The organism is Sphingosinicella soli, assembly GCF_014199685.1.
GTDB lineage: Bacteria > Pseudomonadota > Alphaproteobacteria > Sphingomonadales > Sphingomonadaceae > Sphingosinicella > Sphingosinicella soli.
Window position 1 is genome coordinate 1 of record NZ_JACHNZ010000028.1, and the last position, 25,121, is coordinate 25,121.

Consider the following 25,121-nt stretch of genomic DNA (forward strand, 5'->3'; position numbering starts at 1 on the left):
GGGATGGCGTAAGCACCCGTTCTCTATTCCAGATCAGTAACTTACACCACGTCCGCCAACCCCATCCCATGCTCCCGGTGAATAAGACGGGCTAGGCCGTTCTCGCCTTTCCATAGAGCCTGCGCGCGGTGCCGGATTGGCGCAGCGCCCTTGTGCTGCGCTCATGCGCGCGGCGGCCCACGTCGATGGCATGGCCGATCGTCACGGAATGCGAATCGGCCTTGCGCAGCGCACCGAGCGCCTCGGCACGCAGCGCCGGATCGGCGGCGAGCCCGGAAAGCGTCTTCAGAATCGCGATTCGCACCGTTTCATATCGCTCAACCGCAGTCCAGTCGCCGCCGGCAGCGGCGTGCGCCGCCATGCCGGACAGCGATTCGAGATCGCCCAGAAGCGCCGGAATGGCCGTCACGGGCGAATCTGCCGCCAGGCTTCGGCGAGCGCAGCAGCGGCGTCCGTCACCGCCGCGAGGCGGCGCGCGTCGTTATCGCGCCCGGCCGCGAACGCCTCCTGACGCAGATCGTTGTAGGCGGCCGCCAGCGACTGCGCGACCGCGCCGCCGCGATTGAAATCGAGACCCGATTCGAGCCCGTGCAGGATCGAAAGCGCGCGGCTGATGCGGCTGCTTTTCAGCGAAAAATCCTGCCGTTCGATCGCGATACCGGCCTGCCGAAGCGCGGACAGCAGTTCGTCGTACAGCATCTCGATCAGGCGGTGCGGGCTTGCCTGCTCGGTGCGGGTGGCGGTGTCGATTGCGGCGTACTGCTGCCGCGCGCGCAGGGCGTGCGTCATCAGCCGGCGTCCCGCGTCCACAAGTCGATTTGCTGCTTCATATACTCCTGCGTGCTGTTGAAGGCCGCGATGGCGCGTTCCATCGCGGCGAACTGGATGGTGAGCCGGTCTTCGAGCGCAAGGCTGCGGGCCTCGACCCGCTCCTGCTCCTCGGCGATCGACTGGGCTTCCTTGGCCAGCCTTTCGGAGGCCGTCGTGAACCCGCCGCCTGCGGCCGAGAGCTGCTTCTGGATGTCGCTGATGAGGCCCGAAACGGTCGACCGCACGACAATCGTGGAGGACGTGGCGTTGCCCAGAATATTAACCGCGAGCCCCGATGCGGAAGACGAGGACGCGGCGATCAGGCGATTGCCGATGCCGATGGCATCGACCCCGCCGATCTTGCCCGAAACATTGGTGCCCGCCATCGCGCTCGGCACGTCGAGCCCGAGCGTGCCGGCGAGCGTGCCGTCCAGCCCCACCAGCGTAATGCCCGATGTGCTGCCCACGCCGCGCGAGGTGAAGGTGAAGCTAGACCCGTCCCACGCCGCGCTCAGCGACAGGCCGAACGATTTCAGCACCGAATCGTCGTTGATTGCGGTCTCGAACGCCGCAGCGAGCGCCGCGCCGGTCGCGTAGCTGCCTTCGGGCAGGCTGATCGCGAGCGAGGTGCGGCCGTCGAGCGTGACGGTGAAGCTCTTGTTCGTCGCATCGATCACGACGGGCACGTCAAAGGCCGAAGCCGCCGCCGCGCCGCTCAGCGTGCCGGACGTCGCCGCCACGATATCGGTGACGGCGTAGGTTCCGGGCTTCGCCGCGCCGAGGCTGCTGGCGATCTCGACCAGCGGCGAACTGCTCGTCTGGCCCGGTACGAACATGTCGTGGACACGCCCGGGATGGTCGGTCACGGCCTTCGTGAGCGCCGCGTCGTCGATGCTGAGCGTGCCGTCGCGGTTGGTCTTGATGCCGATTTCGGCAAGGCTGGAAGGGCCGCCGCCGTCGGTCAGCAGCATCCGGGTGCTGAGGTCCGCGAGCATCCGTTTGAGATCGCGCGTCGTGCGGTCGCTCGCCAGCGCGCCGGCTTCCGTCCCGCTTGTCGCGGGCCGGGTTTCCGTCGCGAGCATGGACACAAGCTCGTTATAAACATCCACGTAATTGCCGACCGCCGTTTTCAGCGTCGCGGCATCATAGTCGCTCGAAAGCGTCACCGGCCCGTCGGTGAGCTTCATCAGATCGAGCTTCAGGCCGGAAACAAGGTCCGAAATGCTGTTCGTGGGCCGTTCCACGGTAAGGCCGTCGATCACGACGACAGCGTTCTTCGCCTGCGCCGTCCACGTCATCCCGGCGGTGCCGGGGCCGAATTCGAAGGCTTCGAGGCCGGCACTGGCGTCGATGGTGAAGGCGCTCGCCGCGCCGGTCTCGCCGCGCAGAACAAGGCGGGCGCCGCTTGCATCCTCCACGATCGAGGCGGTGACGCCCGCGTTCGATGCGTTGATCGCCTGCTGAAGCCCCACGAGGCTGTTGTTTTCCGGCCCGATGGTGATGGCAAGCGGCGCGGCGGTGCCCGCCGAAAAGCCCGCAGGCGTTGGAAACGTGCCCGAAAGCGTCCCAAAATCGATCGTCAGCGTGCCCTCGCCGATCGGCGCATTGCGGTCGGCGACCGCTGCCGATGCGACCGTCTGGCGCTGCGCGAGCTGCGTCACTTCAAGCGTATGCGAAAGCGACGGCGGGCTCGAAGACCCGCTCAGCGACAGCGCGATCGAGGACGTATCGCTGCTGATGACCTGACGCCCGAGCGCGCCGCTGCCGACCAGCGAACCGAGCGCTGACGAGAAGGCGGCAAGCGCGGAGCTGATCGTGGACAGGCTGGAAATCTTGGCGTCCACCGCCGTCTGGCGCGCTGTCAGCTTCGTGTCGCTGCCCGAACGCTGCGCGGCGACGAGGTCCGCAATCAGCTGCGTGGTATCGATTCCCGATCCACTGCCGAGCGATGTCAGGATGGACATTGAGACTGCCTTCTTGTTCCAGCGGACGCGCGCCATCCGCTCTGACTGTTGACGACCGGTTCTGCCCGGGATTTAGGGAATAATCGGTAAAGATTCGCGGGCGCGCGCATCACAGTGCCCGCCCCGTCTCGTCGAAGCGCGCACCTTCGGGCACGTCGATGTCCGGCTGGCTCAGGCGGTCGCGCTCCACGCTGAACACGAACGCCAGCACGCCCGCCACGGCGACATAAAGATCGTCGCGGATTTCCTGGCCGATCTTCGAGGTGAAGAACACGGCGCGGGCGAGCAGCGGATACGACAGCACCGGCACTTCGTTTTCCGCCGCGAGATCGCGAATCACCTCCGCGACGAGATCCTTGCCCTTCGCGACGACGATCGGCGCGAGATCGCGCGTCTTGTCGTAGCGCAGCGCCACGGCGAAATGCGTCGGGTTCGTCAGCACGACATGCGCCTGCTGCATGCCCGCGCGCATGTTGTTGCGCGTCGCTTCGCGCTGGCGGCGGCGAAGCTGCATCTTCACCTCGGGCGAACCTTCGGTCTGCTTCATCTCGTCCTTGATTTCCTGCCGCGACATGCGGAGCTTGCGCAGGAGCTGGATCGCCTGAAGCGGAATATCGATCCCCGCCACCAGGACGAGCCCGAACGACAGGACGAGCATGAAAACGATTGCGAGGTGCCCGGTGTGGCCGATCGCCGTCATCACGTCTTCCGCGCCGAGCGCCGCCATGTCGCGCGCGTAGCCCGAGAGCATCCACCAGCCGATCGCGCCGACGAGGACGACCTTCAGGATGGATTTGCCCAGCTCGGTGAGACCCTGAATCCCGAAGGTGCGCTTCACATAGTTCATCGGGTTCATGCGCGAGGCCTTGGGCGCCATCAGCGACATGTTGAACTGGAACGTGCCGAGGAGCGCCTGGCTGGCGATCGCCGCGACGAAGCAGGCGCCCAGCAGCCCCGCGAGCGGGAACGCGACGGCCTTGCCCAGCGCCCACGTCATCGCGGCGGGCTGGAAGTTCGTGCCGCCGTGCTTGAGCCCGAGCAGGCCGGTCTTCAGCATGGTTTCGAGGCTGGAGACCATCCAGCCCCCCGCAAGCGCGAGATACCCCGCGCCGACGAGCATCACGAGCGCGGTGGTGAGTTCGCGCGAGCGCAGGACATCGCCCTTTTTCGACGCGTCGCGCTTGCGCTTTTCGGTCGGCGCTTCGGTTTGCTGGTCCTTTTCGGGTTTGTCGGCCACCGCCTAACGCCCTTCCAGCCAGGTCTGCGCCTCGTCGAGGCCCGTGTCCGCTGCGGACTGCATCAGGTCGCTCATCGCCGGAAACGCGATCGCGAGCACGACGAAGCCCACCATCAGCGTCAGCGGCAGGCCGACGGCGAAGATGTTGAGCTGCGGCGCGGTGCGCGTCAGCACACCGACGAGCAGGTTGAGCGCGAACAGCGCGAAGCCGACGGGCAACGCGATGGCGAGCCCGCCCGCGAACACGAACCCGCCGAACTTCACGATCGCCCAGAAATGGTCGCGCGTCAGCCAGTCCCCGCCGAGCGGCATCAGCGCGTAGCTCTCCACGATCAGGCGCACGAGAATGAGGTGGCCGTTCAGCGCCAGGAACAGCAGCGTCATCAGGATCATCAGGAACTGCCCGACGACCGCGCTGTTGTTGCCGCTCTGCGGATCGACCATGTTGGCGAAGCCGAGGCCGATCGAATTGGCGATATATTCGCCCGCCAGCAGCGGCGCGGCGAACGCGAGCTGCAGGATGAAGCCGACCGAAAGCCCGATCATCAGCTCCTGGATCACGATCACCAGCCCCTGCAGCGACAGGATGTCGTGGGGCACGTTCACCGGATAGACCGACAGCACCAGCACGCCGATCGCGCCCGCGAGCACGATGCGCACCTGCAGCGGCACGCCGATCGCCGAGAAGATCGGCGCGGCCACCAGCGTGCCGCCGATGCGCAGCATGGCGAACATCAGCTGCATCAGCCACGCCTCGATCCCGATGGACATGATTTCGCTCATCGAAGGACGAGGCCCTGAAAGCCCCTCCTCTTCAGAGGGGTTGGGGTGGAGCAGTGATGGAATTTCCGGGGATGGCGTTTGGGGCGACGCCCCACCCCCGGCCCCTCCCCTGAAGAGGAGGGGTGAACGGCAAGTCCGCCCGTCATCGCACGAGGTCCGGAATCCGCTCGAAAATGTCCTGCGTGAAATCGACGAGCAGCCCCATCATCAGCCCGCCGAAGAGGCCGAGGCAGACGAGCACGCCGAGCAATTTGGGCACGAAGCTGAGCGTCGCCTCGTTGATCGAGGTTGCCGCCTGCACCATGCCGAGCAGCACGCCGATGGCGAGCGCGGGGATGATGACCGGCGCGGAAACCAGAACGAGAATCCAGAGCGCCTGTCCGGCGGCGGCGGTGAAATAGGCTGCATCCATCGCGTGTCCCCTCAAGTCGTGAAGAAGCTGCCGGCGAGCGAGCCCATGGTGAGCGCCCAGCCGTCGACGAGAACGAACAGCAGCAGTTTGAAGGGAAGCGAGATCAGCGTCGGCGACAGCATCATCATGCCCAGCGACATCAGCACCGCAGCGACGACCAGATCGATGACGAGGAACGGCAGGAAGATCAGAAATCCGATCTGGAACGCCGTCTTCAGCTCGCTCGTGACGAACGCGGGCAGCAGCACCGAAAACGGCACGTCGGAAGCCTGTTCATAGGCGCCGTCCTTCTTCAGGTTGGCGAACAGGATGATATCCTTCTGCCGCGTCTGCGCCATCATGAAGCGGTGCAGCACGGTGCCGCCCTTTTCCACGGCGGTATCGATCGGCATGGCGTTCGCCGCATAGGGCTTGAAGGCGGTTTCGTTGATCTCGGTCAGCGCCGGGCTCATCACGAAGAAGGTGAGGAACAGCGACAGGCCGATCAGCACCTGATTGGGCGGCGTCTGCGCAAGGCCGAGCGCCTGCCGCAGGATCGAAAGCACGATGATGATGCGCGTGAACGCCGTCATCATCAGGATCACTGCCGGTAGCACCGACAGCAATGTCATCAGGACGAGAACCTGCAGCGACAGCGAGAGCGGCTGGCGCGCGCCGGGCGCGGCAGCGCCGGTCAACGTATCGGCGGCGAACTGGACGGGCGAAGGCCCGGCGGGCGCAGTCTGCGCGAGCGCGGGCGCGGCAAGCAGGAACAGCGCGGCGACGAGAAACGGCGCAAAGCGTTTGAGACGATCAGCGCGCATCGTCGTCGTCCTCGAGCGTGAAGCTGATCGCGGGCACTTCGGAGAGGAGGTTCGCGCCCTGCTTCGTTACGGCGAGAAGGAGCCGCTTGCCTTCGAAATCGACGACGGCGAGCTTGACCGCCGGGGTGAGGAACACGGTTCCGGAAAGCCGGGCGGCGGAGCGGACGGCGGTGCGGGATTTGAGCCCGCCCGTGAGTCCGCCGAGGTTATAGCGTTTCGCGAGCCACAATCCGGCAACGATCAGCCCGCACACCAGCGGCAGCATGATCGCCAGCCGCAACACATAATCCCCGATCAAGGTCCACCCCCGTCAAAATCTTGACGCGTCAGATGTCCTTGACGCGTTCTCCCGGTGCCACAATGTCGGTAATCCGTACGCCGAAGCGTCCACCGACCGTCACCACCTCGCCCCTCGCAAAGAGTGTGCCATTTGCGAACAGGTCGAGCGGGGCGCCCGCCGGGCGGTCCAGCTCGACGATGCTGCCTTCGTTGAGGTTGAGCAGATCGCGGATCTTCACCTGGCTGGTGCCGACCTCGACCGAAAGGCGGACATCGATTTCCTGCAGCAGGCGAAGGTTGGCGGATCCGGGCTTCCAGGGATCCTCGGCCCTGGCGTTTTCGGCGGCTTCGGCTTCAGTCATGTCAGGCTCCTTGAAACTAGCGGTTGGTGGTGGCGCGGGGACGCGCGATGGTTCGGATCTTCAGCGCGGCGTTGCCGTTGGCCTCGCCGGGCGACCCGACACCGAATGTGGTTTTCTCGACGAGCATGTGCAGCTCTTCGGGCACATGGATGGGCACCACGTCGCCGACCTTCAGCGCCATGATCGCGCGCATCGACATCGTCGGCTCCGCAAGGATCGAGCGCACCGGCAGCTCGACATCGAGCAGCGCGGATTTCAGGCGGCCTTTCCAGCCGGGATCGGTTTCGCTCTGTTCGGTGATGATCCGCAGGCGCAGCAGCGGCAGCAGCGGTTTCAGCGCGTTCAGCGGATAAACCACATCGATGGCCGACGTGCCGCCGCGCGGCAGGTGCAGCAGAAAGCGCGTAACGACGACCATGTCGTTCGTTTCGAGGAACGAGAGGAACTGCGGGTGGCTTTCGCTTGAAATGCGGCTGAACTGAAGGTGGAAGATATCCGCCCACGCCGCATCGAGCTGCGCGAACAGTCGGCCGAGCAGCGATTGCTGCACGCGGTCTTCGGCGGCGGTGAACTCGCTTGCGCGCGTTGCAGGCGCTTCGCCCCGGCCGCCGTAATAGGCGTCGACGATCGTGCCGATCAGATCAGGCTTCATCACCACGAGGCCGTTGCCGCGCAGCGGCTCCATGCGGACGATGGTGAGGCTGAGGAAATCCTCGAAGCCTTCCGAATAGCTGCCGAAGGATTCGAGCGAGGTGAGACCGCAATCCACCTTGGGCGCAACGCGCAGCATCGGCTGGAACACCTGCCGCATGCCGCGCGCGATGCGCTCGTTCAGCATGTGGAGTGCGTGCAGGTCGCCGAACTCGCGTTCGTCGCCGCTGTCGAAGCTCCACGGCGCGATCACACCGTCGGGCATCACGCCCGCACCCGATGCGATGCTGCCGTCGGCGATGCCCGCCTGCAGCGCTTCGATTTCTTCCTTGCTGAGATTGAGATCGGAACTCATGGCGCGCCTACTGGATTACGAAGCTGGTGAAATAGACGTGGGAAATTCCGCCGAAACCGGTTTTGTCCTGAAGCGTCTTGTTGATCCCGGCGCGAAGGCGGCGTTGCAGCTCTTCCTTGCCCTTCACGGTCGCGACATGGTCGGCGGTCTGCTCTCCGAGCACGCCGAGGATGGCGCTGCGGATCGCGGGCTCGTTCTTCTCGACCGCCTCGATCACGCGGTTGTCGTAGTTCGTCGCGACGCCGAGCCCGACCTGGATATAGCGGTTGGGATCGGTCAGGTTCGCGGTGAACTCGCGCTTCATCTCGAAATAGATCGTCTCGTAATGGCCGTCGCCGTCCGCGTCGGTCTGCGTCGGCGCGTCACCGCCTTCCGCGCGTTCGACAAGTTGCGGCTTGTTCTTGTCCACCTTGGGGCCGTGGCCGCCACCGATCAGGCCGCTCGTCGTGGCATACCAGCCGCCCGCCGCGCCGCCGCCCAGCAGAACAAGGGCGCCGATAACGGGAATGAGCTTGCCGACAAGGCCGCTCTTCTTCTTGGGGGCAGGTGCGGGAGTATCACTCATGTCGATCTTTCCTAGGCGAAGCGCTCGATGGCGGTCTGGCGAACAAGGGTACGAAGGGTTTCGGCTTGCGACGCGGCGCTGCGCGGACGGCTGCCGAACAGCGGATCAGCGGGCGTTTCACGCGGCTGCTCGCCGCGATCCTGACGCCCGCCGCCGACATCGACGGAGGCTTCCTCCAGGCGGACGCCGCGCGTTTCCATCATGGAGTGAAGACGCGGCGCGGCATCGGTGATGAAGCCCTGCGCGGCGGCGGTTTCCACCGTGAAATGCACCCTGGCCTGGTTGCCGTTTGTTTCGAGCCGGATGAAAAGATCGCCGAGTTCGCGCGGCTTGAGATGCAACTGCGCCTCGCGCCTGTCGCCTCTCACCAGCGTTTCGACATCGGCGGCGAGCTGATCGACCCACGCCTCGTCGCCGGCGGCGCCGATGAACAGATCGTCGAGCAGCGCTTCGGCCTGCGCCGCCTGGCCCGGCGACACGTCGCCGCGTTCGGGCGCATGCAGGCCGGGTGCGGCATCATGGATCGCGGCAAGCACGGCCTGCCCCATCTGCGGCGTCTGCACCGCTTGCGGCGTCTGCGATGCCGGAACGGCGTCGCGCAGCGGTGCTGGCAGGGTTACGGCTTCGGACTCAGTGCCCGCGCCTGCAAGGGTTCCGGGCGTCAGAGCCGCCGTGTCGGCAGCCTCCGTGGCCTCAAGATTGGCCGGGCGCTCAGATATCGGCGGGCGCTGCATCGCCGGGCCGGCCACGGTCAGCGGCATCGCCGTATCGGCCTGCGCATCGGCGGCAGGCGTATCGCCGCCGGTTTGTGCAAACGGCGGCGGCCCGTCGCTGCGTGCGGGCACGCCCTGCTGATCGGCGCGCGAAGGCTCGGGCGTCGGAAAGGTCGGTGCCGGTGTTGGTGCCGGGCTTGTCTGGTCGGAATCCGAAACAGCGGTCTCTGCGGGCGGCGGCGGTACGGGCGCTGTAAACGGGGCCGCGATGGGAACGGCAGGCTGGGCAGCCTGCGGAACGATGCGCGCCTCCGGCGTAATCACGGCGGGCGTGTCTTCATCCCCAGCTTCTGCATCGGCGTCACTGTCTGCGCCGGTTGCGGATTTCGGAACCGTCGCGGGCTCGGCGGGTGCCGGATAGCGGGCCGCGACAGCCGCGAAACGTCCGCCCGGCGCTTTCGGTTCGGACGGCACGGACCGGCGCGACGGCATGGCGGGAAGCGGAAGATCGATGGCCATATCCCGGTCGCTTTCGGCGGTTTCATCAGAAGCGGCGGGAACGGCGGGAACGGCGACCGCCGGGACGGCGGGCTGCGCTTTGGCCGACGTCGGGTTTCCGTCGCCTGCCGACGGCAGCCCGACGGCGGGGCCGGGTCCGCCGGCTTTGGCGGGAGGCGCGGTTTTCAGCGCCATGATCGACAGAAAATCGGGCGCGGAGGCCGGAATTCCGGGGCGGGCCGCGGTCTGCAGCGACAGCTCCGGCAGTGCCGGAAGCTCTCCAAGACCAGTCGCGTTGACAGACATTTGAACCCCTTCGCTCTTTCAGCCGAACACTCAGCAATAAGCGTGCCATTTTGGGGCGGATCGACAGGCGCCGCTTCAGGCGCGCGGAATGCGCCTCGGCGGAGCGGCGCGTTCGCGCCGCGCCTCTGCCTCGCGGGCTTCGGCCGCCCCGGCACGGTCCGCGAGTTCCTCGGCGGCGCGCTTGCGACGATGTGCGCCGAGCGTCACCTGACGGGCATCTTCCAGCCGCAGCTCGGCCCGCGCCGCGCGGTCGCGCGTGGCGGCAAGCGCCTTGCCGAGCCGGTCGTACTGATGCGCCATCGATTTGAGCGCGAAGGCAGCCTCGTCGTCGGCGACGGGCGTGTAGGAATCGCGGAGCGTTTCGATGCGGCTGTGCATGTGGCGCACCTGATCGAGATCGGCGGCGGCATTCGCCTCCTGGGCAAGCGCATGCTGTTTCTGAAGCGTGCGGATGCGCGCCACGCGCGCGAGACGATCCGCCTTCCCCGCCATATCAATGCTCGCCGAACTGCGCGATCAGCGCCGCGACGGATGCCGCGAAATCGACAGGGGCGTCCTCGCCCTGCGTGATGAAATCGGTAATGCTCGCCTGCGCCGCGATGGCGGCATCGAGCGCGGGATCGCTGCCTCGGCTGTAGGCGCCCATCAGGATGAGATCGCGGTTTTCCTCGTAAAGCGAGAACAGGCGCTTCAGCATCTGCGCGGCGCGGATATGACCGCGATCGGCAACGTCGCTCATCACGCGGCTGATCGACGCGGCGATGTCCACCGCCGGATAGACGCCGCGTTCGGCCTGCTTGCGCGACAGCACGATGTGTCCGTCCAGGATCGCGCGCGCGGTATCGACGACCGGATCGCCGAGCGTATCGTCGCCGTCGGCAAGCACCGTGTAGAACGCGGTGATCGAACCGCCCGATGTCGCATCGTTGCCCGCGCGTTCGATAAGGTTCGGCAGCAGCGAGATGACCGAGGGCGGATAGCCCTTCGCGGTCGGCTGTTCGCCGAGCGCAAGCCCGATTTCGCGCTGCGCGTGCGCCACGCGCGTCAGGCTGTCGATGATGAGCAGAACGCTCTTGCCCTGCCCGCGATAATATTCGGCGATCGCGGTGGCGCGGTGCGCGGCCCGGATGCGCATGATCGGCGAATGATTGGCCGGAACCGCGACGACAACGGAACGCTGCCGCGCAGGGCCGTGGAGTTTGGTCGCAAGGAAATCGGTGACTTCGCGGCTGCGCTCCCCGATCAGGCCGACGACGACGACGTCGGCTTTCGAATAGCGCGTCATCATGCCGAGCAGCACGGATTTGCCGACGCCCGACCCGGCGATGATGCCGACCCGCTGGCCCCGCCCGAAGGTGAAGAGGCCGTTCAGTGCGCGCACGCCCACGTCGAAGGCTTCAGTGACGCGGCCGCGTTCGAGAGGATTTTGCAGCCGCCCGACGAGCGGCCAATCCTGCTGCGTCTCGATTGCGCCGAGCCCGTCGAGCGGCAGGCCGGAGCCGTCGATGACGCGCCCGAGAAGGCCGTCGCCCACATCGACGCGCGACTGGTTGCTTTGCGGGAAGACCCGCGCATCGGGAAGCACGTCGGCGCGCTGGCCGAGCGACATCAGGATGCAGCGGCCGTTGCGAAAGCCGATGACCTCGGCCTCCGCAGTTTCCTCGCTGGCGGTTTCGATGCGGCAGACGGTGCCCACCGGCGCGGCGAGGCCGGAGGCTTCCAGGAGCATGCCGTCGTAGCTGGTAAGGCGCCCGATCTGGAGCGGCGCGGTGTCGATCGGTGTTCGGCCGATGCCGCCTAGCATTTGCGCGATCTCGTCGGTCGCGGTGTTCACGCGGCGATGCCTGCGGCGCGCAGTGCCTGTTCCAGTTTGGCGAGGCGAGGACGAACGCCGTCCTCCACCTCGCCGCCCCCGGCTTCGAGCCTCACGCTGCCGCGTTGCAATTCGGGATCGACGGCAAGCGTGAGGTTCTTGTATTCATTGACATTCTCGTCTTCGATGACAGCAAAGTCCTCGGGATGAAGGAACAGACGCGCCGTCTCGGTCGTCTCTTTCAGCGTCTCAAGCGCCCGCGTGACACAGCCGTTCACGAACGCCGGCTCCACCGCGACATGCGCCCCGACGATGCGCTCCACCAGATCAAGCACGGCACGGCGCAGCTTCGGCCCCAGCGCCGCCTTGTCGATGGCCCGCGTCTCATCGAGACTGCGCAGCAGCGAGCGGCATTCCTCCCGCGCCCGCTCCGCCTCGGCGCGCACTTCGGCGCGTCCGGCCTCGAGCCCGGCGGCATGGCCCTGCGCTTCGGCTTCGGCAAGCGCGGCGGCAAGCTCGGCTTCCGTCGTTTCGATGGTTTCAACGTGTATCGTGCCGCGCGAGAATTCCGACGAGGGGTGAGCGAAATCCGCGCGCGGCACAAAGTCGCCGACCGGCCGGGAAGCGAACATCGGAACGAAGTCGCCGCGGCTGGTTGCGAACATATCGGCAAGAGCCACTGGGCGGGCATCTGCACCGAAAACACTAGACATAATCATCTCCCGAACCACCGAGCATGATGGCGCCGCTTTCCCCGAGCTGGCGCGCGATCGCGAGGATGCGCTTCTGCGCGTCCTGCACCTCGCTCACCTTCATGGGGCCGCGCGATTCGATCTCGTCCTGCACGCTCTGCGCAGCGCGCTGCGACATGGCGGCGAACATCTTGGTCCGCATCCGCTCGTCCGAACCCTTGAGCGCGGCGACGAGCAGCGTGTTGTCCACCGAGCGGAGCAGCGTCTGCATGCTGCGGTCGTCGAGCGCGAGCAGGTTCTCGAACACGAACATCTGATCCTGAATGCTCTGGCCGATATTCTCGTTGAGCGTGGTCAACTGTTCGATGATCCGGCGATCCGCACCGCCGCGCACATAGTTCATGATGCGCGCCGCCGTGGTCGTTCCCCCGGCTGTCGCCGAGCGCACGGCGGCATTCGTCTTGATCTGCTTCTGCATCACGCGTTCGAGTTCGGCGAGCGCATCGGGCTGGATCGAATCGAGCGTCGCCACGCGCAGCATCATGTCGGGCTGCATCTCTTCGGGAAGCAGTTGCAGAACTTCCGCAGCAAGCCCCGGCTCCAGATGACAGAGCACGGCGGCGATGACCTGCGGATGCTCCATGGAAATCGTGGCGGCGATCGAGCGGGCATCCATCCAGTCGAGAATCTCGATGCCCTTCTGCGGCGCCGAGGAACTCATGCGGCCGAGCACGCTGCCCGCCTTCTCCTCACCCAGCGCCTTCACGAAGACGTTCTTCACATACGGCCCGGTGCCGAGACCAAGGCTGGTCTGTTCGCGCGCGGCGAGGATGAATTCGTCGAGAACGACATTCACGGTATCCTGATCGACATCGGCCACCGAATACATCGCCTGGCCGAGGTTCTGCACCTCGCGCGGGCCCATGTGCTTCAGAAGATCGGCCGCTTCGTCCTCACCCAGCAGCAGCATCAGGATGGCGCTTTTCTGGGTGCCGGACAGATGCCGCGGCGCGAGCGTGAGTTCCTCACTCATTGGAATTTCCCTGGGCTGCGGTTTCCGTGCGGATCAACTGGCGGACGACATTTGAGGCGCGGGCCGTGTCTTCGGCGACGAACATGCGGACCACGGCGACCTTGTCGTCGTAGCTGTTCGCCATCGTCAGCACCTCGGGCGGCAGGCCGCCGCGCGGTTTCAGGCGGGCCTTGAGCGCTTCCATCGTCTGCAGGTCGCCGCCGTCCAGAACGATGGAGCGCGGCGCGCCGAGGATGCCGCCCACGGGCACGGCATCGGCCGCTGCGAGCGCCTTCTTCAGGAACGGCCGCAGCACCATGAAGAACACGACGATGAAGATGAGCAGCGCCGCGAGGATCTTGAGCACGTCTCCGATCCAGGCGTTGCTCTGGAAGTCGAACTGATACCAGGCCTGCGTTGTCGCCTCCGGATCGACGAAGGGCCGGGCCGTGACGGCGACGATATCGCCCCGCTCCGCGTTGAAGCCGATGCTGCTCTGCACGAGTTTCTCGATGGCTTTCGTCTCGGCTTCGGTCATCGCCTTGCCGTTTTCGCGCAGCACGACGGCAGCGGAGACGCGGCGAATCTCGCCTATCGGCGCCTTCGTGACGGAAACCTGCTTACCAATCTCGTAGTTGCGCGTGTAGGTTTCGCTGCGCGGGCCTGAGGGCGGCGCGGCGGGCGCGGCGGGATCGGCCGTGTTCGGGGCCTGCGCCTGCTCCGGCGTCCCGACGGTTGCGGCGGGCGGCGCGATGTTGGAAAGCGCGCCCGGGATGCCGCGCGGACCGAGTTCGCCGCTGCTCGACTGCGACGAGCCCTGCTCGCTGCGGACGACGGCGTTGTCCTTGTCCCACGCTTCGTTCGTCTGCTGGGTTTCGGTGAAATCGAGATCCAGATGCACCTCGGCGGTGAAATTGTCGCTGCCGATAATGGGCGTCAGCAGCGCGAGCAGCCGCTCGCGGTACATGCTTTCCATCTTGGACTGGAAGGCGATGCGGCGGCGGCTTTCACCGAATTCGTCACCGCCCGAATCGGGGGTGAGCAGCGTGCCCATCTGATCGATCACCGACACGCGGTCGGCGGGAAGAGACGGCACCGACGACGCGATGAGGTTGACGATGGAACGCACCTGCGCCTCGCCGAGCGCGCGGCCCGGCGACAGTTTGACGAACACCGACGCGGTCGGCTGCGCCTGATCGCGCACGAACACGGACTGTTCGGGAAGCGCCAGATGCACGCGCGCGGATTCGACCGAGGCGATCTCGGCGACGCTTCGGGCAAGTTCGCTTTCCTGGCTCTGCTTGAGGCGGGCCTGTTCGATCGCGCGGCTGGTGCCGAGCGGCATGTCGTCGAGCAGTGCATACCCTTCGGCCGCAGCCTTCGGCAGCCCCTGCCCCGCAAGCAGCATCCGGGCGCGGTGATAGTCGCCTGCGGGCACCTGAACGCTACCGGTCATATTGTCCATGCCGGGCGAAATGCCCGCCGATTGCAGCGCTTCGACGACAGCGGCCTTGTCCGCCTCCGCAAGCCCGGGGAACAAGGTCCGCATCTCGGGCGTGCGGGTGAGGATGTACGCCATCGCCACCGCGGCGATCGCGAGCGTGCCGATCACCATCGGCAGGCTGCGGCGGACGGCGGGCTGCGCGAGCATCGCCTTCAGCTGCGCCTGAAGACGACCGACACCCGGACCAAACGGTGCGGATGGCGGCGCGGATATGGCTGGCGATGAAGCGGCGTCACTCATGAATGGGGCTCGTCAGTCTTTGTCTGGAGATTGGACGGGGTCAGAAGGCGGGATCAGACGGGCATGTTCATGATGTCCTTGTAGGCGGTCAGCAGGCGGTTTCTCACCTGCATGGTCGCCTCGAAGCCGATCGATGCCTTCTGGCGCTGCAACATCACCGCCGCGATATCCGTCGTCTCGCCGCGCTCGTAGGCGGCGGAGGCCTGGGAGGCGCGCGACTGCTGTGTGTTCACAGCCTGCATCGCGCTTTCCATCACGTTGCCGAAATCCGGCTTCGTCGCGGCCTGCGGGGTGCCGGCGCGGGAAAGCACGTCGTTCCGCTCCAGAATCTGGGAGCGGATCGCGAGAAGGCCTTTTGCATCAATCGTCATAGTCCGCATCTCAATGCAACGGCCGTGCCAATCGCGGAAAACAAGGGCGCGGCGGCGGCCCTGTCGAAAACCGGACGCCCCGCCCCGCAGGAGAGCGTCGGAAACCCGACGGAAAGCGGCGACGAAATTTTCGGTGTTAAACTTTGGCGCAGGCTGGTCGTGAACAGGATTACGGCAGATGCTTCGCCACTGAGGCGCATGGCTGAGCCGGCTTTTAGAGCGGGAAAAAGAGAGAGAGCCATGACTGTTATCAACACGAATATTTCGGCCCTGCGCGCCCAGAGCGGCAGCGCTGCTGCTGAATCATCGCTGTCGAAGGCGATGGAACGTCTGTCCACCGGCAAGCGCATCAACTCCGCGAAGGACGACGCCGCCGGCCTCGCCATTTCGCAGCGCATGACCGCCAACATCCGCGGCATGGCCGTCGCCATCCGCAACGCCAACGACGGCATCTCGATGGCGCAGACGGCTGAAGGCGCACTCGGCGAAGTCACCAACATTCTGCAGCGTATCCGCGAGCTGACCGTGCAGTCGGCGAACGGCACGTTCAGCGCACAGAACCGCTCGAGCCTGCAGGACGAAACCAACCAGCTGCTCGCCGAGGTCAACAACATCTCGAAAACGGCGAACTTCAACGGCCTGAAGCTGCTCGACGGTTCGGTCACGAACCTGAAGCTGCAGACCGGCGTCAATGCCGGCGACAGCGTCAGCATCTCGATGGCGAACGTCTCGTCGAATGCGCTGGGCCTCACCAGCGGCGGCGCACCTGGCCAGATCACGACGGGCCGCGTCGGCGCCGTCACCGGTCTTGCCGTCGGCGACGTGACGTTCAACGGCGTCGATGCGCTCGGCAGCGTGCCGACCGCAGCCACCGCTGAAGCGCTTGCCGCCGCGATCAACGAGAACAGCGACAAGCACGGCGTAAAGGCGACAGCCTCCAACAACGTCACCAGCGCCAAGATCACGGCCGAGAGCTTCGCCGTGGGCGACATCACCATCGGCGGCGTGTCCGTCGGTGCGGCCGCCAGCGTCGAGGAACTGGTCTCGAACATCAACCGCAACGACTTCGGCGTCACCGCGACGCTGAACGCCGACAAGACGATCAGCCTGTCGAACACGGACGGCAAAGCGATCACCGTGGGCGGCACCGCTGCCGGCGGCTTCACGGCGGCCACCTACCAGGGCTTCGTGAGCCTGCAGAGCAGCGACGGCAGCGACATCAAGGTTGTCGGCACCGACACGACGCCGGCTACCGCGATCGCCGACGTGCAGCTGATGGGCCTGAACGTCGCTTCGGACGGCGTGTCCTTCATGGGCGGCGCGGTTTCCGGTGCGGCTCTCGCAGCCGATGCGCTGGTCATCAACGGTGTCGAGATCGGCGCTTCGGCGACGGCGTCGGCGGCAGACAAGGCAGCGGCGATCAACGCGGCGAGCGACAACACGGGCGTTGCGGCCACGGTGAGCGGCACGAGCCTCGTGCTGACCTCCACCGACGGCAGCGGCATCCGCGTCGAGGGCGCCGGTGCGGCGGCGATCGGCTTCGTGGCTCAGGGCGGCACCGCCTACATGACCTCGACGCTCGATATCAGCAGCCAGGAGTCTGCGGTTGCGGCGCTCAGCGTGCTCGACGAAGCGATCGACTCGGTCGCATCGACCCGCGGCGATCTCGGTGCGCTTCAGAACCGCCTCGAATCGACCGTCAGCAACCTGACGACGACATCGACCAACCTGACCGAAGCCCGCTCGCGTATCGAAGACGCGGACTTCTCGGCGGAGAGCACCAATCTCGCCCGCTCGCAGGTTCTCAGCCAGGCGGCGACCGCCATGCTCGCTCAGGCGAACCAGACGCAGCAGAACGTGCTGTCGCTGCTTCGTTAAGGGTTAGCGCCTTAAAGTAGTACGGGCTCGGCCCCGGCGCTCATCCGAACGCCGGGGCCGCTTTTTCTTGAAGACGAGAGACGTTGGGGGTTTTCGTGGCAACCGAAGAAGACGACGAGGAATTGACCTTCGACGCGGAAGCGCCGCAGGCGCAGCCGGCGCCCCCGAAGGCGCAAGCCGAAACCCCGGCGACCGATCCGAAACCGGAGGCCTCAGCAGCACCTGCCGCAGAATCGAAGCCCGCCGAGCCTGCCGAGCCCGCCGCTCCGGCCTCGCGCAAACCGTCGCGCTCGGGCATGGCGATTGCCGCCTGTCTCGGTGTTTGCGTCCTCACCTCAACGCTTGCGGCCGTGCAATCGTGGCGCGCCGCGAGCATCGCCGCGGAGGCGAGCAGCGCCGGTTCGACGAAAGACGTGATCGCCAAGCTCAATGCGCTGCAGACGTTGATGGAACAGCAGCGCGACGCCATCGACGAACTGTCGACACGCCCCGGCCTCGCCGCAGCGGCATCGCCGCAATCGGTGGACGGCCAGATCAACGCGCTCGCTGCAGCGGTGAAAGCCAATCAGCAGATGACCGAGCAGCTTCCATCGGTGGTGATGAAGCAGGTCAATGCCCGCCTCGCGCGCACCGAGCCTCGCCGCGCGGCTGCCCCGGCAAACGCCCGGCCGCAAGCCGCCCGCCCCGCCGTTCAGCGCAGCACGGCGCCGAAACGCCCGGAACGCACCGCCGAGGCCGCAAAGGTTCTGAGCACGCCGATCGTTGCGGCGGCTGCCGAAAAGAAGCGGCCCGCCGGGGAAGAGATCAGCTATCCTTAGTGACGCGGAATGTCAGGCCGCCCATTCTGAAAGGCCGCCGCGCATCCGGTCGAGCGCGGCTTTCTTGATCTGGCAGACGCGCGCGGCGCCGACGCCGAGCACGGCACCGATTTCTTCGAGGTTCAGTTCCTCGACATAATAAAGCTGGAGCACCATCGCCTCGCGTTCGGGCAGCGTGCGTATGCCTTCGGCGAGCGCGCGTTCGAGATCCTTGCGTTCGAGCGTTTCGTCGGGCGCCTCGCCCTCGTCCGCGAACCACTGCGAATGGTCTGAATAGACCTCGTCGATATTCTCGTAGCGGACGCCCTGCGTCGCATCGATTTCCACCTGCAGCGCTTCGAGCGTGATGCCCATGCGCGCGGCGAGTTCCATCTGTGTCGGCGGGCGCCCGAGTGCGCGTTCCGCCTCGCGGCGCGCATCGTTAAGCTGCTTGCGGCGCACGAGCGCGCTGCGGCACATGTTCGCCTGCCGCCGAAGCTGATCGATCATCGCGCCGCGGATGCGCGTGGTGGCATAGGTGGAGAAGGCGGCAGTGCCGCGCTCCTCGAAGTTGCGCGCCGCTTCCAGCAGGGCGATCGTGCCGATCTGAACGAGATCACCGATCTCGATCGCCGAACTCATGCGCCCGAAGACATGCCACGCGATCTTGCGGACGAGGCCCAGATTGGCCTCGACAAGCTGCTGCGGCGTCGGCGCTGCCTGACGCCGACCATAAACAAGACCTCCGGCAAGCTCAGCCCGCGCGTGCATCGCATCCCTCTCCGAAGAAGGCGGTGTTCGGCGTCGCGAGAATGTCCGTGCGCGTCCGCTTCGCGATGTCGAGCGCGAGGCTGTTGAACGCCTGCCCCGCCGCCGACAGCGGAAAGGCTTCCACGAGACAGCGCTTGCGCATCGCGGCGCTGTGCACATGGTTGTCGTGCGGGATCGAGCCCAGGTGTTCGAGATTGATATCAAGGAACGTGCCCGCCACCTGCTTGAAGCGCGCGAAGAGCCTGCGGCCCGCAAGCGCGTTCGGCACCATGTTGGTGACGACCAGCACCTCGCGGCAACGCCCGCGCTGTGCGAGCACCTTGAGAATACCGTAGGCATCGATGAACGAGGCCGGCTCGTCGGTGAGCACGATAACCGCGAAATCGCTCTTCTCGACAAGGCTCGTGACGCTCGGCGCGATGCCCGCCGCCGTGTCGATGACGAGATAGTCGAGATCGTCCTCGAAGACGCGAAACTCGCGGCAGAATCCATCGAGCACGCCATCCTCGATCACGGCAAGGCCGGCATCCCCGGAACCGCCGCTCACAAGCCCGATCCCCGCCGGACCCGGCTGCACGATCTCGGTGAGCGGAACGCCGTCCTTCAGGGCATCGCGTACCGTGCGACCCGCAGGACGCCCGAGCATGACCCCCGCGTTCGCGAGCCCGAGATCGGCATCGAACAGCATCACGCGCTTGCCCGATTTCGCGAGCGCGACCGAGAGGTTGACCGAGATGTGCGTCTTGCCGACACCGCCCTTGCCGCTGGCGACCGCCACGACGACGGGGCGGTTGCGGATATCCTGGCCGGTCGGCGCGGGCGAGGTCATTCGGTACAAGCCTTCCGTTGGCACACGATTGAGAGCAGCGATCATTGCAGCGTCGCCGTCGCGCCGTGGGAAAGTGCCGCCGCGACCATCCGGCAAAGGCCGGTCGCCCGCGCAGCATCGTAGCCGCTGCCGAAATCGGCGGAACGTCCGATCCCCGCCAGGGGCACTCCGCTCGACAGCAGCATGGTCAGCACCGCCCCGGGCGGCAGGGTTTCACCCGCATGGGTAAGAACATAGGCATCGAAACCTTGCGAAAACATCTCCGCGATCTGGCGGTGCCGCGCGAGCTGGCCGCTGAGCGGTATCGTGCAGAGCACGGTGAGCGTGCCCGCGCGCTCCAGTGCCGCGCGCAGTTCATCCACTTCGCACGCGGCAAGGCGCGGATCGCTCGGCATATCGATGAACAGCCGCTCCTTGCGGGAAAGACGCCGCGCCGCGTCGGCAAGGCTCTCTCCGCGCGCCGGTTCGGCCACGGGAATTTTCAGAATGGCGCCGATCACGCGAAGCTGCTCGCGCGCGCCGGGGCGACGGTCTCCGGAAAGGAAGGTGATGCGTTCGCCGGGGCGCACCGCGCGCGCCATCGCGGCGAGCTGCGCCAGCGTTGTCGTCTTGGCGCTGCCGCTGTCGCCCACCACGCAGACGTGCGCGAGGTCTGTGTGCGGCGGCGGCGCGATCGTCACGCCGCGTTCGACGCGGATCAGAAAGCGGGACCAGGCATCGGCAAGGTCGGTTCCGGCCGCCGCCATCTCGCCGGTGAGGAATTCGGGATCGATGCCGACCGCGCGCGCCTGCGCGATAAAGCGCACCATCGGATCCTTGCCCTTCGGAGCGGGGGCGGAGACAGGCCTCTTCATCTGCCGCTCGATGCCGCCCGCGACAACCTCCACACCGTGGCGCGTGGTGCGGGTCTCGTAAACGACGGCGTCGGGGCCGAACATTTCGGCGACACGTTCAAGCGCGATGCGGCTGCTCGGTGCTACGATGGTCGTGGTCTGCATGATGCGACTTCAACTCCCTAGTGTTCGTTGCCGCGGCCGACGACGGCCACCACCTGAACCTGACGACTGTCCGGAATCTCGTAGAAGGACAGTACCGTCACATCCGGCAGATGCTGGCGCAGAAGCTGGAACAGCGGCCTGCGCACGAGCGGTGTCGTGACAACTGCAAATGTCGTGCCATCCGACAGCAGCGGACGCGCCGCCTCGCCGAGCGCGGTGAGGATGCGCTGCGACAGCGCCGGATCGAGCGGATAGGCCCCCGCCGGATCGGCGCGGACGGACGCGACCAGAAGCTGCTCCAGCTCGCCGTCGAGCGTGATGATCTTCAGCTGATCGCGCATGCCGCAAAGCCGCTGCACGATCAGCCCGCCGAGGGCCGGGCGCACGAGTTCGGTCAGCTCCGCGGCGTCCTGCGTGCGGTGCGAAACGCCCGACAAAGCCTCGATAATCCGCCGGAAATCGCGGACCGGCACGGCCTCGTCGAGCAAGGTCTGCAAGACATGTGTGATCGTCTGCAACGACAGCGACTTGGTGACCGCACCGACAAGCTGCGGCGCCGCGTTCTGCAACGTATCGAGCAGCTTCTGCACCTCGTCCTGCCCGAGCAGCTGGCGCGCTTCGCCTGTGAGGATCTGGTTGACGTGCGTCGCCATCACCGTCGAGGGATCGACGACCGTGTAGCCGTTCGCGACCGCCTGATCTTTTTCTTCCGGCGGGATCCAGAGCGCATCGAGCCCGAACGTCGGATCCTTGACGGCGCGTCCGGAAACCGACGCATGGACGAGACCGGAATCGAGCGCGAGCATCTCCTGCGGCGCCACTTCGTCCTCGCCGTAAACGACGCCCGAAACGAGCACGCGGTAAGCATGAGGCGGCAGCGCCATGTTGTCGCGCACCCGGATCATCGGGATGACGAAGCCGAGTTCGCGCGACAGCTGACGGCGGATGCCTGTGAGGCGGCCCATCAGCGGCGCGCCGAGCTTCTCGTTGACAAGACCGATGAGGCCGTAGCCGATCTCCACGCTGATCTGGACGTTGTCGGTCACATCCTCCCAGCTGATCTGGGATTCCGCATTCGGATCGGCGAGCGGCGTCTCGACGAGAGGCACGGCCTCGGCGATGGTCTTGGCCCGCTTCAGACGCCACGCGACGACACCCGCGATGGCGGCGGCGGTAAGGATCATGCCGTGCGGCATGCCCGGAACGACGCCGAGCAGCGTGAGGATGACCGCAACGGGCGTCCACGCGCCCGCCGAGCCGAACTGGCTGGAAACCTGGCCGGTGAGATCGAGCGGCGACGACACGCGCGTCACGATGATCGCCGCTGCGATCGAAAGCAGCAGCGCCGGGATCTGCGCGACGAGGCCGTCGCCGATCGCGAGCAGGATGTAGTTCGAGCCCGCCTCCGCCAGTGTCAGACCATGCTGCACCGTGCCGAGAATGAGGCCGCCTACGATGTTGACGAACAGGATAAGGATGCCCGCGACGGCATCGCCCTTCACGAACTTCGAGGCACCGTCCATCGAACCGTAGAAATCCGCCTCGGTCGCGACTTCCTGTCGGCGGGCCTTGGCTTCGTCGGGCGTCAGCAGGCCCGCGTTGAGATCGGCGTCGATCGCCATCTGCTTGCCGGGCAAAGCATCGAGCGTGAAGCGTGCGGACACTTCCGAAACGCGGCCCGCGCCCTTCGTGATCACCACCAGGTTGATAATCATCAGGATCGCGAAGACGAAAATGCCGACGATATAGTCGCCGCCGATCAGGAAGTTGCCGAACGCCTCGATCACCTTGCCGGCGGCATGCGGCCCTTCGTGGCCGTTGACCAGCACGACGCGCGTGGAGGCGACGTTGAGCGCGAGGCGGAGCAGCGTCGCGAACAGCAGCACGGTGGGGAACGACGAGAAATCGAGCGGCTTCTGCGTGTTCAGCGCCACCATGAGCACGGCGAGCGAGATCATGATGTTGAAGATGAAGAACGTGTCGAGCAGGAACGGCGGGATCGGCACCACCATCAGCACGACGAGCAGCAGGATGCCGATCGGCAGCACGGCCGCGCGGCCCGCGCCTGCCCAGATCGAGCGGTTCATCTGGAGCGCTGCTGTGGTCACGAACGGCTCCGGGCGCTGGTCTTCAAGGCTTCAAACTCCGTGTAAAAGCGCTCAGCCGAGGCTGGCGAGCGTGAGATAGGCAAGCCGTGCGGCTTCCGGTTTCGTGGCCATGAGCAGACCGTCGAAAGATGCGGCATCCTCGCCAGCGAGCGCGAGCGCGAGGCTCATCGGCAGCGGCGGTGCGGATTGCGGTGCCGCCGCGGCAAGCGCCTGACCGGGCGCTTTGTCGCCCATCTTGGCCCCGAAACGCTCGTAAACGTCGGCGAGCGAGCGCGGCGTGCCGTTTGCCGCATAGAACACCGCGCGGTTCGCGGCGGCTGCGGCGGGCATCACCTGATCGGCGCGCTGATCGGGGTTCGATGCCATGGCGCCGAGGAATTTCGATGCGCCGCGCGGGCCGAGGAAATGGCCCATGTAGAGATCGGTCGCATTTGCCGTGCGGCCCGTTGTCCCCTCGATGGCGCTTTGATTGTCGCGCGCGGTTTCGGCGGCCATCAGCGCGGAGGCTTCGGGCTGGTTGCGGAGGTTCATGATCGCCGTGCGCAGGCCGGAATCCGCGACGGAAAGTCGCCCGCGCGCGTCGGTTCTGATGGCGTTCGCCGCCCAGCCGAGGCCGTGGTCGGCGCCGTGACGCTTCAGCGCGCCGAGCCAGCTCTGGTCGATGAACTGATAGAGGCCGGTGGCGCTGCTTGTCTTCGCCTTTGCGTCGGGCCGCAGGCCGCTTTCGACCTTCGCCTGATTATAAAGATAATCGAAATCGACGCCGGTTCGCCGGCTCGCTTCGGCAATCGCCGTGCGGACGCGGTCGGCGCCTGCAGCGATCGTAGAAATGGGCGTCGGATTCATGACGGCTTCGTCTCCTTTGAGGGAGATGAAGCAAGGGCCGTGCCAGTGTCAGAAAATCAGCGCGCTCAGGCGCAGTCGAGGTCCAGCGAACGGTAGCCGCCGTCCATGCGGCCGTTGCGGCCATAGCGGCTTTGCGGGGCATGCCCGGCCGCGCGCGAGAGCACGGCGAGGCGGCGCTCGACGCCAGCAAGCAGCAGGTTCACGCGCAGCGCGGCCTGCTCGCAAAGCTCCGCGCCTTCGCGGATCAGCGCATCTGTTTCGGCATCGCTTTCGACGATCGGCGAAAGCTGGAGCGCAGAAATGGCAGCGAGCTTCGCGGGCGTTGAGGATTCGAGGACGCTGATGTCCCCGCTTTCCAAAGCCGCAAGCTCTGCGCGCAGCGTTTCGTTCAGGGTCTTCAGGGTCTGCCGGTAGGCAGGGGCATCCATCATTGAGACGCCCAGCCGAGATCGAGATCGACCATCTTGCGGGCGATCTGCTCGGGGTCGACCGTGTAGCTGCCGCTTGCGATGGCGGCGCGAAGCTCGGCAACGCGCGCGTTATCCACCGGCGCAGCGGCGGCATCTCGCGCGGCGCTTGCGAGGGCGGAAAGCTCGGCGCGCGCAGGCGTCGGCGCGGCTTCGGCCGTGGCGGTCTTTGCAGCCCCGGCCGCTTTCGCGGCAGCCGGATCCAGCAGCACCGATGCTCCGTTCAGCCCGGCCGGTCGGCCCGAAATTCCGTCTACCATATTATCGCCTCATCATCGCCGCAGCGGCGCACAAGCCTATTATAAATTCATTCACGACCGGTTTCCGGATTCTTATAGCCCGGCAGTGCAACAATTCCCGGGCTGACCACAATCGTTTGAATCCGGCTGCCTGAAGCCACGTTGCGAACGCGAACGCGAACGCGGCCGCCCACGGGCGCATCCTGTTCGGCGACGCCCTCCACCGCGACCTCGATCCCCGTCCCCCCGCTCCTGATCTGTACAGGGTCGCCGCGTTTCACGGCATTGGGCGCGATCACCACGTTGGTGCGCACCGTCTCGCCGGGGCTGAGCGCGCGGATCACCACCTTGCCGACCACCTGGTCGATCGCGGTCGCGCCGCCGGGCACATAGGTATCGGGCCGGAAATCCACGTCGCCCGCCGTGATCGTACCGCCGCGCGGAACCGGACGAACGACAACGACAGCGCCGCTGCCGTCCTGAACAGCCCCCTGCCCCGCCGGTTTCATGTCCACCGGCACATAGATCTGCCAGCCGTCCGGCGCGCCGCAGCGCACGAGCACCGTCGTCTGCCCCGCGCCGTACCAAACCAGTTCGGGCCGCATCGCGCACGCGCCGAGCTTCAGGCGGCGATCCACGCGCGGCGCGCGGTGCGGGCCCGCGAAGTCACCGATGTGCGCTTCAAGACGATCGAGATTTTCGAAGACGACCGGTTGCGCCCCCGCAGGCGAGGCGGCGGCGATCATCGCCGCCAAGGCCCAGCGTCGGGAAACCGTCGTTTTGTTCATCCAGCCTTGCATGACACGTTTCAAAGCAAT

At 66.3% G+C, this 25,121-nt stretch carries 27 protein-coding genes and 2 pseudogenes; 3 read left to right on the top strand and 26 right to left on the bottom strand.

The genetic code is table 11. The features are described from left to right. Positions 1–91: 91 nt before the first annotated feature. The 18 genes from GGQ98_RS12090 to fliE form a co-directional block, all read right to left on the bottom strand. The gene (locus tag GGQ98_RS12090; protein ID WP_184069846.1) at positions 92–409 is read right to left on the bottom strand and encodes a hypothetical protein; all 318 of its coding nucleotides are present in this window, start codon (positions 407–409) and stop codon (positions 92–94) included. Then, positions 406–789, bottom strand: coding sequence for a flagellar export chaperone FliS (gene fliS / locus GGQ98_RS12095; RefSeq protein ID WP_184069848.1), 384 nt, complete (start codon positions 787–789; stop codon positions 406–408). The genes GGQ98_RS12090 and fliS overlap by 4 nt, the downstream gene beginning before the upstream one ends. After that, a complete protein-coding gene (gene fliD, locus GGQ98_RS12100; RefSeq protein ID WP_184069850.1) occupies positions 789–2,774 on the bottom strand; it encodes a flagellar filament capping protein FliD in 1,986 nt (661 codons plus the stop codon). Before fliD ends, fliS begins: the two co-directional genes overlap by 1 nt. 109 nt (positions 2,775–2,883) lie before the next feature. Continuing rightward, a complete protein-coding gene (locus tag GGQ98_RS12105; protein ID WP_184069852.1) occupies positions 2,884–4,011 on the bottom strand; it encodes an EscU/YscU/HrcU family type III secretion system export apparatus switch protein in 1,128 nt (375 codons plus the stop codon). A 3-nt stretch (positions 4,012–4,014) separates the two neighbouring features. Beyond that, complete coding sequence (gene fliR / locus GGQ98_RS12110) at positions 4,015–4,782, bottom strand: flagellar biosynthetic protein FliR (protein ID WP_184069854.1); 768 nt, start codon at positions 4,780–4,782, stop codon at positions 4,015–4,017. Positions 4,783–4,936: 154 nt separating this feature from the next. Beyond that, positions 4,937–5,206: a flagellar biosynthesis protein FliQ gene (gene fliQ, locus GGQ98_RS12115; protein ID WP_184069856.1), complete on the bottom strand. Its 270-nt coding sequence runs from the start codon at positions 5,204–5,206 to the stop codon at positions 4,937–4,939. 11 nt (positions 5,207–5,217) lie between these two features. Further along, a complete protein-coding gene (gene fliP, locus GGQ98_RS12120) occupies positions 5,218–6,009 on the bottom strand; it encodes a flagellar type III secretion system pore protein FliP (protein ID WP_184069858.1) in 792 nt (263 codons plus the stop codon). After that, positions 5,999–6,307 (bottom strand): flagellar biosynthetic protein FliO, encoded by a 309-nt coding sequence (locus tag GGQ98_RS12125; RefSeq protein ID WP_184069860.1) that lies wholly within the window; start codon positions 6,305–6,307, stop codon positions 5,999–6,001. The genes fliP and GGQ98_RS12125 overlap by 11 nt, the downstream gene beginning before the upstream one ends. A gap of 28 nt (positions 6,308–6,335) precedes the next feature. Continuing rightward, entirely contained in the window at positions 6,336–6,650 is a 315-nt protein-coding gene (fliN, locus tag GGQ98_RS12130; RefSeq protein WP_184069862.1) for a flagellar motor switch protein FliN, read from the bottom strand. A 16-nt stretch (positions 6,651–6,666) separates the two neighbouring features. Then, on the bottom strand, positions 6,667–7,656 hold the full coding sequence (gene fliM / locus GGQ98_RS12135) for a flagellar motor switch protein FliM (protein WP_184069864.1): 990 nt from the start codon (positions 7,654–7,656) through the stop codon (positions 6,667–6,669). A gap of 7 nt (positions 7,657–7,663) precedes the next feature. Then, positions 7,664–8,221 (bottom strand): flagellar basal body-associated FliL family protein, encoded by a 558-nt coding sequence (locus GGQ98_RS12140; RefSeq protein WP_184069866.1) that lies wholly within the window; start codon positions 8,219–8,221, stop codon positions 7,664–7,666. Between the two features lie 11 nt (positions 8,222–8,232). Continuing rightward, a complete protein-coding gene (locus tag GGQ98_RS12145) occupies positions 8,233–9,738 on the bottom strand; it encodes a flagellar hook-length control protein FliK (protein ID WP_184069868.1) in 1,506 nt (501 codons plus the stop codon). Positions 9,739–9,813: 75 nt separating this feature from the next. Beyond that, positions 9,814–10,230 carry a hypothetical protein gene (locus GGQ98_RS12150; RefSeq protein ID WP_184069870.1) on the bottom strand — a complete coding sequence of 139 codons (417 nt, stop codon included), beginning with the start codon at positions 10,228–10,230 and terminating at the stop codon, positions 9,814–9,816. Position 10,231: 1 nt separating this feature from the next. Further along, on the bottom strand, positions 10,232–11,542 hold the full coding sequence (locus tag GGQ98_RS12155) for a FliI/YscN family ATPase (protein WP_184069956.1): 1,311 nt from the start codon (positions 11,540–11,542) through the stop codon (positions 10,232–10,234). Between the two features lie 26 nt (positions 11,543–11,568). Beyond that, a complete protein-coding gene (locus GGQ98_RS12160) occupies positions 11,569–12,264 on the bottom strand; it encodes a FliH/SctL family protein (RefSeq protein ID WP_184069872.1) in 696 nt (231 codons plus the stop codon). Continuing rightward, the gene (gene fliG / locus GGQ98_RS12165) at positions 12,257–13,276 is read right to left on the bottom strand and encodes a flagellar motor switch protein FliG (protein WP_184069874.1); all 1,020 of its coding nucleotides are present in this window, start codon (positions 13,274–13,276) and stop codon (positions 12,257–12,259) included. Before fliG ends, GGQ98_RS12160 begins: the two co-directional genes overlap by 8 nt. Continuing rightward, on the bottom strand, positions 13,269–14,999 hold the full coding sequence (gene fliF, locus GGQ98_RS12170; RefSeq protein WP_184069876.1) for a flagellar basal-body MS-ring/collar protein FliF: 1,731 nt from the start codon (positions 14,997–14,999) through the stop codon (positions 13,269–13,271). The genes fliG and fliF overlap by 8 nt, the downstream gene beginning before the upstream one ends. Positions 15,000–15,052: 53 nt before the next feature. Then, positions 15,053–15,370, bottom strand: coding sequence for a flagellar hook-basal body complex protein FliE (fliE, locus tag GGQ98_RS12175; RefSeq protein WP_184069878.1), 318 nt, complete (start codon positions 15,368–15,370; stop codon positions 15,053–15,055). Between the two features lie 240 nt (positions 15,371–15,610). Here fliE and GGQ98_RS19015 point away from each other — a divergent pair. The 3 genes and pseudogenes from GGQ98_RS19015 to GGQ98_RS12185 all read left to right on the top strand — a co-directional run. Further along, positions 15,611–16,315, top strand: a pseudogene (locus GGQ98_RS19015) (flagellin N-terminal helical domain-containing protein); the annotation flags it as partial. 678 nt (positions 16,316–16,993) lie between these two features. Further along, positions 16,994–17,248 (top strand): annotated as a pseudogene (locus GGQ98_RS19020) (flagellin); the annotation flags it as partial. 95 nt (positions 17,249–17,343) lie between these two features. Further along, positions 17,344–18,066, top strand: a complete 723-nt coding sequence (locus GGQ98_RS12185; RefSeq protein WP_184069882.1) for a hypothetical protein — start codon at positions 17,344–17,346, stop codon at positions 18,064–18,066. A 12-nt stretch (positions 18,067–18,078) separates the two neighbouring features. Here the strand turns inward: GGQ98_RS12185 and GGQ98_RS12190 are convergent, their stop codons facing one another. The 8 genes from GGQ98_RS12190 to flgA all read right to left on the bottom strand — a co-directional run bounded on the left by GGQ98_RS12190 (position 18,079) and on the right by flgA (position 25,091). Continuing rightward, positions 18,079–18,816 carry a sigma-70 family RNA polymerase sigma factor gene (locus GGQ98_RS12190; RefSeq protein WP_184069884.1) on the bottom strand — a complete coding sequence of 246 codons (738 nt, stop codon included), beginning with the start codon at positions 18,814–18,816 and terminating at the stop codon, positions 18,079–18,081. After that, complete coding sequence (locus GGQ98_RS12195) at positions 18,800–19,645, bottom strand: P-loop NTPase (protein WP_184069886.1); 846 nt, start codon at positions 19,643–19,645, stop codon at positions 18,800–18,802. The genes GGQ98_RS12190 and GGQ98_RS12195 overlap by 17 nt, the downstream gene beginning before the upstream one ends. Before the next feature lie 41 nt (positions 19,646–19,686). Continuing rightward, positions 19,687–20,643: a flagellar biosynthesis protein FlhF gene (locus tag GGQ98_RS12200; protein ID WP_184069888.1), complete on the bottom strand. Its 957-nt coding sequence runs from the start codon at positions 20,641–20,643 to the stop codon at positions 19,687–19,689. A gap of 17 nt (positions 20,644–20,660) precedes the next feature. Further along, entirely contained in the window at positions 20,661–22,730 is a 2,070-nt protein-coding gene (flhA, locus tag GGQ98_RS12205; protein ID WP_184069958.1) for a flagellar biosynthesis protein FlhA, read from the bottom strand. 72 nt (positions 22,731–22,802) lie between these two features. Continuing rightward, entirely contained in the window at positions 22,803–23,597 is a 795-nt protein-coding gene (locus tag GGQ98_RS12210) for a lysozyme family protein (protein ID WP_184069890.1), read from the bottom strand. A 65-nt stretch (positions 23,598–23,662) separates the two neighbouring features. Then, positions 23,663–24,028: a hypothetical protein gene (locus GGQ98_RS12215; RefSeq protein ID WP_184069891.1), complete on the bottom strand. Its 366-nt coding sequence runs from the start codon at positions 24,026–24,028 to the stop codon at positions 23,663–23,665. Next, positions 24,025–24,324 (bottom strand): flagellar biosynthesis anti-sigma factor FlgM, encoded by a 300-nt coding sequence (gene flgM / locus GGQ98_RS12220; RefSeq protein WP_184069893.1) that lies wholly within the window; start codon positions 24,322–24,324, stop codon positions 24,025–24,027. Before flgM ends, GGQ98_RS12215 begins: the two co-directional genes overlap by 4 nt. A gap of 47 nt (positions 24,325–24,371) precedes the next feature. Next, positions 24,372–25,091 carry a flagellar basal body P-ring formation chaperone FlgA gene (gene flgA / locus GGQ98_RS12225; protein ID WP_184069895.1) on the bottom strand — a complete coding sequence of 240 codons (720 nt, stop codon included), beginning with the start codon at positions 25,089–25,091 and terminating at the stop codon, positions 24,372–24,374. Positions 25,092–25,121 lie beyond the last annotated feature (30 nt).

Coding starts and splice junctions, on each gene's coding strand:
- fliQ (WP_184069856.1), bottom strand. CDS start 5,206: ATGGATGCAGCCTATTTCACCGCCGCCGCCGGACAGGCGCTCTGGATT.
- GGQ98_RS12160 (WP_184069872.1), bottom strand. CDS start 12,264: ATGTCTAGTGTTTTCGGTGCAGATGCCCGCCCAGTGGCTCTTGCCGAT.
- fliF (WP_184069876.1), bottom strand. CDS start 14,999: ATGAGTGACGCCGCTTCATCGCCAGCCATATCCGCGCCGCCATCCGCA.
- GGQ98_RS12215 (WP_184069891.1), bottom strand. CDS start 24,028: ATGATGGATGCCCCTGCCTACCGGCAGACCCTGAAGACCCTGAACGAA.
- fliR (WP_184069854.1), bottom strand. CDS start 4,782: ATGTCCATCGGGATCGAGGCGTGGCTGATGCAGCTGATGTTCGCCATG.
- fliD (WP_184069850.1), bottom strand. CDS start 2,774: ATGTCCATCCTGACATCGCTCGGCAGTGGATCGGGAATCGATACCACG.
- fliG (WP_184069874.1), bottom strand. CDS start 13,276: ATGAGTGAGGAACTCACGCTCGCGCCGCGGCATCTGTCCGGCACCCAG.
- fliN (WP_184069862.1), bottom strand. CDS start 6,650: ATGACTGAAGCCGAAGCCGCCGAAAACGCCAGGGCCGAGGATCCCTGG.
- GGQ98_RS12150 (WP_184069870.1), bottom strand. CDS start 10,230: ATGGCGGGGAAGGCGGATCGTCTCGCGCGCGTGGCGCGCATCCGCACG.
- fliP (WP_184069858.1), bottom strand. CDS start 6,009: ATGCGCGCTGATCGTCTCAAACGCTTTGCGCCGTTTCTCGTCGCCGCG.
- flgA (WP_184069895.1), bottom strand. CDS start 25,091: ATGAACAAAACGACGGTTTCCCGACGCTGGGCCTTGGCGGCGATGATC.
- fliE (WP_184069878.1), bottom strand. CDS start 15,370: ATGACGATTGATGCAAAAGGCCTTCTCGCGATCCGCTCCCAGATTCTG.
- GGQ98_RS12145 (WP_184069868.1), bottom strand. CDS start 9,738: ATGTCTGTCAACGCGACTGGTCTTGGAGAGCTTCCGGCACTGCCGGAG.
- fliM (WP_184069864.1), bottom strand. CDS start 7,656: ATGAGTTCCGATCTCAATCTCAGCAAGGAAGAAATCGAAGCGCTGCAG.
- flhA (WP_184069958.1), bottom strand. CDS start 22,730: ATGAACCGCTCGATCTGGGCAGGCGCGGGCCGCGCGGCCGTGCTGCCG.
- GGQ98_RS12190 (WP_184069884.1), bottom strand. CDS start 18,816: ATGCACGCGCGGGCTGAGCTTGCCGGAGGTCTTGTTTATGGTCGGCGT.
- GGQ98_RS12140 (WP_184069866.1), bottom strand. CDS start 8,221: ATGAGTGATACTCCCGCACCTGCCCCCAAGAAGAAGAGCGGCCTTGTC.
- flgM (WP_184069893.1), bottom strand. CDS start 24,324: ATGGTAGACGGAATTTCGGGCCGACCGGCCGGGCTGAACGGAGCATCG.
- GGQ98_RS12210 (WP_184069890.1), bottom strand. CDS start 23,597: ATGAATCCGACGCCCATTTCTACGATCGCTGCAGGCGCCGACCGCGTC.
- fliS (WP_184069848.1), bottom strand. CDS start 789: ATGACGCACGCCCTGCGCGCGCGGCAGCAGTACGCCGCAATCGACACC.
- GGQ98_RS12195 (WP_184069886.1), bottom strand. CDS start 19,645: ATGACCTCGCCCGCGCCGACCGGCCAGGATATCCGCAACCGCCCCGTC.
- GGQ98_RS12155 (WP_184069956.1), bottom strand. CDS start 11,542: ATGCTAGGCGGCATCGGCCGAACACCGATCGACACCGCGCCGCTCCAG.
- GGQ98_RS12200 (WP_184069888.1), bottom strand. CDS start 20,643: ATGCAGACCACGACCATCGTAGCACCGAGCAGCCGCATCGCGCTTGAA.